Source organism: Bacteroidota bacterium (genome assembly GCA_030017895.1).
Taxonomy (GTDB): Bacteria; Bacteroidota; Ignavibacteria; order UBA10030; family BY39; genus JASEGV01.
The window spans coordinates 1-12,070 of record JASEGV010000082.1; the positions used below are offsets into that span (position 1 = coordinate 1).

8 protein-coding genes are annotated in these 12,070 nt (G+C 37.6%); 1 reads left to right on the top strand and 7 read right to left on the bottom strand.

What is annotated here, in order from left to right:
- Positions 1-69 precede the first annotated feature (69 nt).
- Positions 70-3,492 (top strand): T9SS type A sorting domain-containing protein, encoded by a 3,423-nt coding sequence (locus QME58_12320; GenBank protein ID MDI6804608.1) that lies wholly within the window; start codon positions 70-72, stop codon positions 3,490-3,492.
- A gap of 19 nt (positions 3,493-3,511) precedes the next feature.
- On the opposite strand, the gene QME58_12325 is transcribed toward QME58_12320, so the two are convergent.
- From QME58_12325 to rfbC, 7 genes are all read right to left on the bottom strand, one after another.
- The gene (locus QME58_12325) at positions 3,512-4,657 is read right to left on the bottom strand and encodes a glycosyltransferase (GenBank protein ID MDI6804609.1); all 1,146 of its coding nucleotides are present in this window, start codon (positions 4,655-4,657) and stop codon (positions 3,512-3,514) included.
- Between the two features lie 143 nt (positions 4,658-4,800).
- Positions 4,801-5,775: a glycosyltransferase family 2 protein gene (locus QME58_12330; GenBank protein ID MDI6804610.1), complete on the bottom strand. Its 975-nt coding sequence runs from the start codon at positions 5,773-5,775 to the stop codon at positions 4,801-4,803.
- Positions 5,776-5,794: 19 nt separating this feature from the next.
- Positions 5,795-6,739 (bottom strand): GDP-mannose 4,6-dehydratase, encoded by a 945-nt coding sequence (locus QME58_12335; protein MDI6804611.1) that lies wholly within the window; start codon positions 6,737-6,739, stop codon positions 5,795-5,797.
- A gap of 20 nt (positions 6,740-6,759) precedes the next feature.
- A complete protein-coding gene (locus QME58_12340; protein MDI6804612.1) occupies positions 6,760-8,727 on the bottom strand; it encodes a sugar nucleotide-binding protein in 1,968 nt (655 codons plus the stop codon).
- 162 nt (positions 8,728-8,889) lie between these two features.
- Positions 8,890-9,798, bottom strand: a complete 909-nt coding sequence (locus tag QME58_12345; GenBank protein MDI6804613.1) for a class I SAM-dependent methyltransferase — start codon at positions 9,796-9,798, stop codon at positions 8,890-8,892.
- Positions 9,799-9,805: 7 nt separating this feature from the next.
- Positions 9,806-11,143 (bottom strand): oligosaccharide flippase family protein, encoded by a 1,338-nt coding sequence (locus QME58_12350; GenBank protein MDI6804614.1) that lies wholly within the window; start codon positions 11,141-11,143, stop codon positions 9,806-9,808.
- Positions 11,144-11,170: 27 nt separating this feature from the next.
- Complete coding sequence (gene rfbC, locus QME58_12355) at positions 11,171-11,749, bottom strand: dTDP-4-dehydrorhamnose 3,5-epimerase (protein MDI6804615.1); 579 nt, start codon at positions 11,747-11,749, stop codon at positions 11,171-11,173.
- Between the last annotated feature and the right edge of the window lie 321 nt (positions 11,750-12,070).

Below are 12,070 nucleotides of genomic sequence, written 5' to 3' on the forward strand. Positions count from 1 at the left end.
AGGGTGAAACTTAAAAGATTATATCCGTCAATTCATGGCTAACACAACACTAGTACTGATAAACGTTCAATAGGGCTTGCCTTATCCTCGGATGGTTTACATTGGCAAAAATATTCTGATAATCCAATTCTCGAAGGGTCTAGTTCTCTGACCGCGTGGGATAGAGATATAGAATACCCTAATGTTTACTTTGACGGCACGACATATTGGATGTGGTATACTGGTAGCGATCGTACTAAATCACAAACGGGGTTAGCTGTTTCAAATGATGGAATTAATTGGGAAAAATCTATTTCAAATCCAGTTCTTTCAAACGGACCCTCAGGGGCATGGGATGAGAACGATGCAGGTTGTGGTGCCATTTACAAACTTGATTCGCTATTCTATATGATGTACCTTGGAACAGGATATGGTTCATATGAGACAGTGTCAATTGGCTTTGCTGTTTCCGTGGATGGCATTAATTGGAATAAAAATATATCAAATCCAGTTATAACTCCTACATCGACTTCAAGTTGGGAAGACTATCATTTAGGGAGAGGAACTGTTTTATTTAAAGAGAATAAATTTCATTTTTGGTACAGCGCTCAAAATTATTCTTCCGGTATTTGGCAGATTGGTTATGCCACGTCAAACTATGAACCTCAAGTACCAGTATCAAATAATTACGCTCTCCGATTTGATGGAGTTAATGATGTGGTAGATATAAATCCATCTCCTTCGTTGGTAATACAGAATGCAATAACTATAGAAGCATGGGTATATCATGATGGAACTGGCCTTGGTGCACATTATGATTGGATTGTAGCTAAGTATAGTGAGTATGGTCTGGCAGTACACAAGACTCGTGAAGTACAATTTGCAGTTAATACAACATCCCCGGGTTGGGTGTGGATCCGGAGCGGATATGTATTACCGGATAATGTCTGGACTCATCTTACTGTTATGTACTCATCTGCTACTGGACAATTTATTCTTTATGTAAATGGTGTACAGAAGTTTTCACGTTCAGGGAGTGGAAATATTATTCCGACGGATTCTATACACAGGCATTTCACTATTGGAAATTCAGATATTTTGGATGGAAGTTTCAAGGGGACACTTGAAGAGGTGAGGATATGGAGTTCAGCTTTAAGTGGTGCAACATTAAAGGAATGGATGAACAAATCGGTAACTTCGGCACATCCGAATTATAGTACTATTAGGGGCTATTGGAAATTTGACGAAGGAACCGGAACTACTACCGCAGATGCAAGCGGAAATGGAAACACCGGAACATTGCTGAATGGTCCTCAATGGGTTGAATCTGATGTGCGTTCAGGTCCTGTCGCTTACTATCCGTTTAAAGGGAATGCGAATGATGAAAGCGGAAATGGTAATAATGGAACACTCTTTGGTGGTGTCACGACTACGACGGATAGATTTGGAAATCCAAATAATGCATACAGATTTAACGGTACGGATGGTTACATTAGGGTAGAAAATTCTGCCAGTTTGAATTTTCAAAAAGGGTTTTCGATTTCCCTTTGGTTTAAACCTTTTGAGCTCTCACGAATACAACAATTAATTAGCAAATGGTATGATGGTACCGAACCAGACAGAGGCGTTGCTCTTCATATCGGCGGGATTAGTGATATCGCTTTCGGCGTGATAGGTAATAGCCAGGTTCTTTATCACAATTTACCGAACTTCACCAGTCAATGGTACTATGTTGATGCTGTCTGGAACGATTCAGTGTCAACCTTATACATCAACGGTTCTCAGGTTGCATCAAGAATTACAAACGGTGTATTCACAAATCAAAATATACCTCTTTCCATAGGTACGGATATTTTCCCTTTAGGTACTTATTTCTTTGGCATTCTTGATGACATTCGAATTTACAACCGCGCAATAACACAATCTGAAATCGACTCGCTTTACCACGAAGGCGGTTGGGGACAGGAACCCGTAGTTACTTGGCAGAGTTTAATTAATGTTTCGGATGCGGGGAATAAATCTCAAGTACTTACATTCGGACAGGCTTCGGTTGCAACTGATGGAATTGATAATCAACTCGGCGAATTGCCTCTTCCCCCGATGCCTCCGACTGGTGTCTTTGATGCGCGTTTCAAACTGCCGGTCCCGAGTATAGAGTACTCATTAAAAGATTTCCGGAATGATGCTTTAAATATGGTTATCTGGAAATTAAAGTTTCAACCTGGTCCTGGCGATTACCCGTTTGTATTTTCCTGGAATAATACAGTTCTTCCCCCTGGGAATTTTTTCCTGCAGGATGCGCTTTCAGGTGCAACTATCAATGTCAATATGAAAACCCAAAACAGTTATACGCTAACAAACACATTGCAAAAAACGCTGCTGATTGTTTATCAGAACCATCTTTGTAAAGATATGACTATTAAGACTGATTGGCAAATGTCATCTTTACCGTTAATTGTCCGAAACATGGACCCAAATTTTTTATTTCCTAACACAACTGCACCTGTATATATGTTCTCCGATGGTTATACAATCCCATCAATGTTAAATCCCGGTAAAGCTTATTGGGTACGGAACGGTATTAACGAGATACTAAGTTTTTGCGGGATTCCTGTTTCCTCTAGTCAGGTATACTTAGAAGCCGGTTGGAATATGGTTGGAGTTTACGAAAAAGATATTTCTGTAAATGGTATCACTACTACTCCGCCTGGAATCCTCAATTCAGCATTTTATGGTTTTGATGCTGGGTATTATATACCAACAGTACTCCAAAGCGGCAAAGGATATTGGATAAAAACGAGTCAAAGCGGTTTTATTAATTTACCAAATCCTATGTTCGCGAATAGAGGTGAAATAGTCCTTCCTGAAATTAAAAAGGACTGGGGTAAAATTATAATAACAGATAAATCCGGTAACAAAATGGAATTATTTGTAGCAACAGAAAACCAGAATTTAAACTTTTATGATCTGCCGCCGGTTCCGCCGCCAGGTACATTTGATGTGAGGTATGAAAGTGATCGATTTGTAGAGTATTTATCTCTAAGTTTTAAAATCATGAAGATAACCTATGCTGAATATCCGATAAAGATTAAAACAGAAGGAATAAGTATTAATATTAAAGATTCACAGACCGATGGCAAGACATTCAATCGGGACATTATAAATGAGACCGAGTTAATTATTGAAGATAAGGATATTCAAATGCTGAAAGTTGGTGTAATTGAAATTCCATTAGTTTACGAAATGCATCAGAACTATCCAAATCCTTTCAATCCTTCGACAACAATACAATATAGTATTCCATTTAGAAGTAATGTTAAATTGGAAATATTTAACACAATTGGTCAGTCAGTATCTACTTTGGTAAACAGTGAAGTGGAAGCTGGAAATTATTCGGTTGATTGGAAAGCTGAAGTTGGTTCTGGAATTTACTTCTATCGCATCAAAGCTGTCTCGGTTGAAAATCCCGAATACATTTATGTAAATGTGAAAAAAATGTTATTGATTAGATAAGAGAATTCGGATATGAATGTTAGTCGATTGTGGATAACAAATTATGAATTTTTCGATATTTGTTATCCCAGTCGTGTTGTTCTGCAAATTCATTTAGTTTATGTCTGAATATTGTATCCCCAGCTTTGCTTATTGCGGTTTCTAGTGATATTTTAAATTTCTCTTTCGTTTCCGCGATAAATATTAAATCCTTAAACTCGTTCAGATCGTTAGAAAAATTTGTCGTAACGGTAGGGATACCAGCCGCACTGTATTCGTACAATTTAACAGGATTAACTGCTTCGGTTAAAATATTCCGCTTAAAGGGAATAATTGCGACAGAAAAACCATGCAGATACTGTGGTATTGTTTGATAATTACGGAAACCAAGAAAGAAGAAATTAGAATACTTTTTTAATCGGGTTATCTCATTTTCTATTTCAGGATGTTCTTTTCCTATAATAATAAAGTTATATTTCGGTAACTCTTGACAAAGGTAATTTAATATTTCAAAATCGAACCAAGCATAAACTGCTCCAACATAGCCCACTATGGGCTTATTTTTCGGTAAGTCTTGAGGTGTTGCCTGTGGGCTTTCCACGGAGAAGAAGTTATATTCAACACCGTTGCTAACAAGATGCACGTTATCTTTTCTGATTCCTTCAATTTGTTTTTTAAGCGTTGATGATGTTACAGTGATGATATCGGCAGTTTTTATGGTATGTTTCCAATCCTCCGTTATATGTTTTGGTAGCTTAATAAATCCGAAAGCGTTATCGATATAATCGAACGCGACACTTTTCGGTTTGAAGGATTTTACTAAATTGATATAGTGGAAATTTTGATAGAAAAAAATATATTGCTCATCGGAGATTAATAATTTGCTCATTACTTTTCTCAGGATTAGTACTTGGAGCTTCAGTAAAAGCCAGCGGATAAAAGCTAAATTGCTTAATGGATATGTCAATAATTTTATCCATTTTTGTCTGGCGTTATATGGTAATGCGGGTAAGCTCAACGTAAATAGATTCGCGGAAACCTCTTTCAATTCGAAACTCGGTTTTTTAGAAAGTACAATCGGTTCTATCCAAATTACACGATAATCTTTTGCCATTCTACGTGCAAGATGCTGAGGACGCTGGTGAAGTCCTTCCCACGAAATGTCGGAGAAAAAAAACAGGGTCATTTCAATCGATGTAATTTTGAGTGTCAGTTTTCAGTGTTAATGCTCTTTGGTTGTTGATCGGTGATTCATTTATCTACAATAAAATGATTTACCAAACTGGCTCGTATCCGAATAAAGCGTATATGTAATCCTGATAAAAACTTCTACTTCCCGGTAAATGTTTCATTTGTCAGAATGCTGTAGCGAACATTATACCAAGAATTTAATAATTTTGTTTTCTTCTGTTCCTTGTTATTGTCACTAAAGATAAGGTATTGGACAAAGTGGAAAATCATTTTAACAAAATATGGAAAGCAATATAATAATCGGGTAAAAACAGAATACATAAAGCCGTGATGTTTGGTTAAAAATTTGTTATATCCTGAGTACAGGAGTTGGATTTGATACTTTCTAACATTGCTGAACGATGCGCCGCCAAAATGAATAATTTGCGCTGCGGGTACGAAATACAGCTTCAATTTTTTGTGATGCTTCATCCGATAGCAAAAATCTGTTTCCTCACAGTAGCTTGTAAATGTTTCGTCAAAAAATCCCATTTCGTCTATAACTCCTTTTCTGATGAGCATACTCGCGCCAGTAAGATACTCGGTTTCAAAAGGAGCTTTTACCGTTTCCTGTGGAATTGCACCTCGGTTTGGTAAATCTGCACGCGGAAATAAGTCATTCAGAAACAACGCATCTATGAATGCCTGACTAAAAGATGGGAAATTACCGTAGGAGACCTGACTCGACAGATCCCGATTACATAACCAACCGCCGCAAGCTCCAGCTTCGGGGTGGTTCTCTAAAAAGTCGTAAAGGATTTTTATTGCATTATTGATTAGAATCATGTCGGTGTTAAGCATCTGAATATATATACCCCGTGCTTGTGCCACTCCACGATTGTATGCTTTGGCAACACCAAGGTTCTTTTCGTTTATGACAATTTTTACATCAGGGAATTCTGTTTGCAGCATTTCGACACTTCCATCGGTCGAACCATCGTCAACTACAATAATCTCGTAGGTTAGCCCTTGTGTCTTTTCCACAACAGAATTGATACAATCGCGCATGAAGTCGCGAGTATTCCAATTTGTGAAAACAATGGAGACATCCAGTTTATGTGAATTTTCAGTCATTTGGCATACTCAACTCAAATCACCAAAGGAATTTATTCTTATAGTACTCGACGATCTTCAATAGTTCATCATCGAATATTTTAGAATTTGTCCACCCTAACGAGCGTACAGCGCTATCATCAAGTGAGTAGCGAATGTCTTCACCCATCCTGACATAATTAAATTGAATGTACTGCTCGGGTGACACATTTTTACCAAAATAATTGTTTAGAACTTTTGAAATGACCTTAATATTCGAATCTTCATAATTCCCCGAGACATTGTAAATTTTATTTTTCTCACCCGTTTCGACTATTTGGAGTATTGCGCTTGCTGTGTCTTCAGCGTGAAGCCAATTTCTCACATATGAGCCATCACCATGCAAGGGTATTTTTTTACCCAGTGTTAGATACTTTATCGCTTTCGGAATTAATTTTTCAGGGTACTGACAAACGCCATAATTGTTTGTGGGGCGTATGATGTTAAAGGGAATATTGTGAGTACGATGCCAACCAAGTATAAGCATATCAGCAGCAGCTTTACTCGCAGAGTAGGGATTACTTGGTTTGAGGGGATCGGTTTCTTTGTGTCTTCCATTGATGATGTCTCCGTATACCTCATCTGTGCTTATTTGGAAAAGGGTCGGCATTTCATAATTACGTTTGCCCCTGATCAATTCTAAGAGGTTCTCTACTCCAACGATGTTTGTTCGTGTAAATCTGCCGCTATCCATTATGCTGTTGTCAACATGCGTTTCCGCTGCAAAGTTAAAAACAAAATCGACATCGTATATATGATTTAACTCTACAATATCAACTTCAAGGAATCGAAAATTTTTATAGTTACCAAATTCAGGTAGCAGGTCGAGATGAGCTGCATATGTTTTTTTATCAACACCCCATACCATCCAGCCCTTCTTGAGGCAAGCCCGCGTAAAATGTGAGCCCATGAATCCAAGACAACCAGTGATACATACTACTTTCATGTGTGATAACCTTTCAGATATTAATAAATATTTTTGATAATCGTTGCTTCAGGAACTGGCAGAATAAAATCACCTTTGTATTTTTTATCCTGACATCTTTTAATAATTTCAGCCTGGAAATTCCACGCGAGGAGGAGAAGAAAATCAACTTCTGACTTGGTAAGTTCATCAATACTTACAATCTTCATATGAGAACCTGGACTATAATATCCCCATTTTTTAGGATTATCATCGATGACAATAGGAATATTTTCCTGTGTCAGTTCGAAAAAATTCATGAGCGTATTTCCTTTTGCGCTTGCACCATAAGCCCAAATGGTTTTACCATTGGCACGTAGGTTCGAGATCATGTTACGTAAAGTTATCTTATTATCCATGATTCGTTTTGCAAATAAATCGTACGGTGTCTTTGATTGGATTTCAAATGTCTGTTCGTTTTGAACGTACCTTATCACAGATTGATTGATAACATAATCACCATTGCGACACATAAAAACACGAACCGTTCCACCATGAAGTTCTTCAAAATATTGAACATTGAAGACCTGTAATCCATGTCGATTCATCAATGTTGAGATAGGCAGAATACCAATGTATGAAAGGTGTTCATGATACGCTGTATCGAATTCATTCTTTTTTATGAAATCCATTACATACGGGAATTCTATGACGAAAATTCCTTTCGGTGCCATACAAATTTTAACAGCCTCAACAAACTCATGAACATCATCGACATGGGCAAAAACATTTGTTGCTGTTATAATTTTTGGCATTCCAAATCGGTTAACTATATCTTTCGCTAATGCTTTCGACCAGTAGGCACACAGTGTTCGGATGCTGTTCGCGTTTGCTTCATCGGCAAGGTTTTCAGCGGGATCGACACCGAGAACATTCATTCCAACATCAAGGAATTTGTTGAGTAAGCAACCGTCATTACTTGCAATGTCGAGCACTAAATCGCGTGGTTGAACGGATGCAATCTTTACTGTTGCGTTAGCTAACTCTGAACAATGATCGCGAAATGTTTGAGTTGTTGAACTGACATAGAGATAATTTTTAAACATCAAATCTGGGTTCACAACTCTAGTTAATTGCGAGAGGCCGCACTCCATGCAGAGTTGAATTGCTAACTCTTCTCTGTATTCCGTTTGGAGGAGTTCTTCTTCTTTGAGATAGGAATTTGCAAGTGGTGTTCTGCCAAGATCGAGATATTTCGATAACTTATCGGACTCACACATCCTGCACCGAGATTGAATTTTTGATTCTTTTTTTGATGATTCGATCATAGTGTAATATTTAATAGTGTTTAAGGAACTATCACGTGGAATAACATACGGGATCTTAATATCCTTCCGTAAACATGGCTCAACATTGGAGTTAAATTCATTATGGACTATATCGTACAAACTGCGTTTACTACTCGTTCCGAGATTGATTATACCGCGAAGTTCTTTCGTACACGACAAAAAGTAAATTGAGGCTGCAGCTTCTTTTATGGGCAGACGGGATGTATACTGATCAGTGCATGCCTTTGCAAAATTAAGTGTTGAATAGAATGATGTCCGGATGATTAGGCTATTGTCGTACAATTGTACCGCCATCTCACCACCAAGTTTTGATTTAGCATAACTGTTCACTGGCAATAAAACAGATTCCTCGGTATAATCCCCCATCTCTGAGGGATAAATGTAATCGGATGAAATATACACTAACCGTATACAATGTCGTCGTGCCCACAGAGTGATGTTGGAAGTGCCTATGATGTTTGATGTGATATAATCATCGTCAACATCTTCATTGAACTTGTTCGTTACGGCACCGGCGTGGATTATAATGTCATAGTATTTTCCTTTGCAATATGATTCGATCTGAGCGTAGAGGGAAAAATCCATTTCATCTTTATCCGGTGCATCGATCAACGGGTTGATCTTGAGAATTTCTTGTGCTAGTTGACCTTTCCCTCCGGTCAGCAATATATTACTTTTCATATTGATTATTATCTGATAGCGGGGAAGTTTCGCTTCCCTTTCTTAAAATTACTAATGGTTGAGCTTGGTTAAACGTTAAAAACAAATAAAATATAAAGCTAAATCTAATAACATACAACTTTCTTTTTATGGGTTTTTACCTCTGGGTGTGGATTTTACGATTTAATACTTCCGAGAGAAAGCAGTGAAGGTACCGCCTTTACTAATTGATGTTTCCAATTTGGCAAGCACTCGAGAAAAAGATGTTGCAACAGTTTTTCGTATAAGTTTATGAAAAAAAGATTCACCCGGTGGAGATATCCGCATTATACTTCCCAAGATTCCTGCGTAATTATGTTCCGCAGAGTGATGATCAATTTTGTCCACATGGAAGTTATATGTATCAAGAATTTTCACCAGACTTTCGGGTGAATAATGGAATAAATGCCTTGGCACGTCAAGATGATACCAGCGATTGCGAAATAACTTTGCTTGTATGCTTGCAAAATTAGGGACAGCAATTACGAGTAATCCGCCGGGTTTTAAAAGACTATGTACCTTGAGTAACACTTCACGCGGTTGCCGAAGGTGCTCGAGTACCTGCCACAATGTGACAATATCGAATGATTCAGGCACAAATTGGTTTGATAAAAAATCCCCGGAAACGATTTGCAAATTCCATTGTTCTCTACCGATTGCCGCTGCAACTTCTGAAAATTCTACTCCTTCTGCTGTGTACCCTCGGTTTAGAGCTGTACGAATAAAATATCCCACACCACATCCGATATCGAGCAATTTACCAGTTTGAGAATAAGCTTGAATCTTCTTCAACTTGTCAATCTGAAATCGCTCGATGTGCTTCCTATAATACTTTTCTGAGGCGGATCCTCTCGGGTAATAAATATGAGGATAATATTGATTTAGTTCAGCAAAGTCGGGTAACGGCAATGTTTGGCCAACACCGCACGTATTACATTCGATAATTTTAAAGACACGATCTGTCGTATTAAAATTTCTATCGTTTGCCATAAATATTGGGGCACCCAACTCCGATCCGCAAATTCCACACTTAAATTTTAAAATATTCTCCATTGAAAATTCAGGATTGTTTATTAAAAAATAATATATCTAACTTTTTCCTCAGAAATTGATTAGCATCCTTTACTCTGTTTATGACACTAATAATATTTAAAGGAATAAATCTGTCCAAATATTTGACATAAAGAATTGTGCTGATTAAATAAGAAATTACAAATGCCAATGTTGTTCCTAATACACCGAGTGTCGGAGTCAGAGTTACGTACAACAAAGATGTTAGTGCAATAAATACTAACCCGAGATAGAATCCTTCCTTCGCTTTTCCCATACCCAGAAGGTAACTGGTTGAAACGCCATTCCAGGGAGCGATGAGTGCAAGGAAGCTGAAAACCATTAGTAACGATGCAGCGTTAGTGTATTTTCCACTATAGAGAATATACAGAATCTTTTCTGGGAAGATTAAAAGAACAAAAAATATAGGAAGAAATAATATCGTTGAGAAACAAATTGTTTTTTCAGCAGTTACGCGCATGCTGTCCATTTCCCCGCTGGAAAATGTTTTCGATGAGTACGGAATCAGAAACATCTGGAGTACCTGTCCGAGGACATCAAATATTCGGGTAAATATTTTTGCTGCACCATACACTGCCACACCCGATATTCCAACGAAGGATGATATAAAAAAAATGTCCGCCTGAGTAAACATTGTATAAACTGAATTTCCGCCAAATATATATTTTCCATAATTCAACATTTTCCAGAGAGAAGTTTGATCCATATGGAAACGAATAGATATCATCTTAAAGGTTAGAAACAACGCCAGCAAAGAAGATAAGCCCTGACCGATTATATTCAAAATGATTAAATCTTCTGCTGTTTTAAACTTGTCAGACATCTGTAAGAAAAGGATGAGAATAAGTGTCCCGAGAAAATAGACAGCATCGATCCAGAATATTTTCTTGATGTCGTAGGTGATTTGCAATAAACTAACTGCAAAACTACGATAGAGAGCTGATAGAAACAACATAGGGATATAGTTTAAAAGCATCGGTAAGTTTGCTTGCCCGTGCGGATCGAGCAATGAGGAAAGAAAATGTTTGCCAAAGATAACGACAAAAGTTGCGAAAATATAAACTATAGCACTAAACATTAAGCTAATTGCAATATAGGGAGATTTACTGCCTGGCTCCGCTCCATATTTTATTAAGGGCTGAAGGGCGAGAGAGAAACTCATAGTTGATACGACAACAAAAATAGTTTGAATAATAATGAATGCGCCGAATTCGTTCTGGGGTAACACACGAATGACTAAAAAAATGTATCCAATTCCGTAAAATGCCGGCAAAGCTTTGTCAGCGAATGCCCATAGCCCCTTACTGATATGTCTGCCAAACTCCATTAAATCAGACGTGTCCTTGATAAGTGATTAAGTTGTAATTGGATATGTAAAATGATCAGCACTGGGCGATAGAAGCCATTGTGCTAAGGTAGTCCCATTATTATCTCTGGTCGAGATAATAGGATTATGAATAGGCCACGTAATTCCGATCGCGGGGTCGTTCCATAAAATACTACCTTCACATTCTTTATTGTAAATGTTTGTGCATTTATATTGAACTTCCACGAAATCAGATAGTGAACAAAAACCATTGGCGAAACCGGGTGGAACGAAAATAAATTTTTTATTTTCAGAGGTGAGTTCAACACTCACCCACTTTCCAACCGTCGGAGATCCTTTGCGAATATCGACAATAGCAAAAAATGCATGTCCATACGTTACTCTCACTAGTTTACCTTGAGGTGGGTTCCACTGGAAATGTAAACCTCGGATAACATTTTTTGCCGAGCGGGAATGATTATCCTGTAAAAAAATGGAAGAGATCCCTAATTCTTTGAAATGGTCCTCACGATATACCTCCATAAAAAAACCTCTGTCATCCTCAGATACCTGTGGACGGAGGATGAGCACGCCATTCAAGTGTTTAGATTCAATTGTAAAAGCCATTGATATGTTGAGTTAGATAAGTGTGAATATGTTTTCCAAATTCCATTTAATTTTGTTTAACCTTTTTACAAATCCAGAGTGTACCCGCGTTTACAAGCCATGGTGAAAATGCTGAAAAAAATCTGTGGATGATTTTACCGAGGAAATTTAATTCCCATTTTTTGTCGTCATTTCGAAGAAATGGGAAATCGACATATAGGCCGATATTCTTTGGAGGAAGAAAATCATTGGGCACTATTTCAAGGGGTTGAAAATTTTCTTTTATTAAGGGCATCTCTAAAAATTAGTTTTGACGAAAATATTTATTTGCATTTGAAAAAT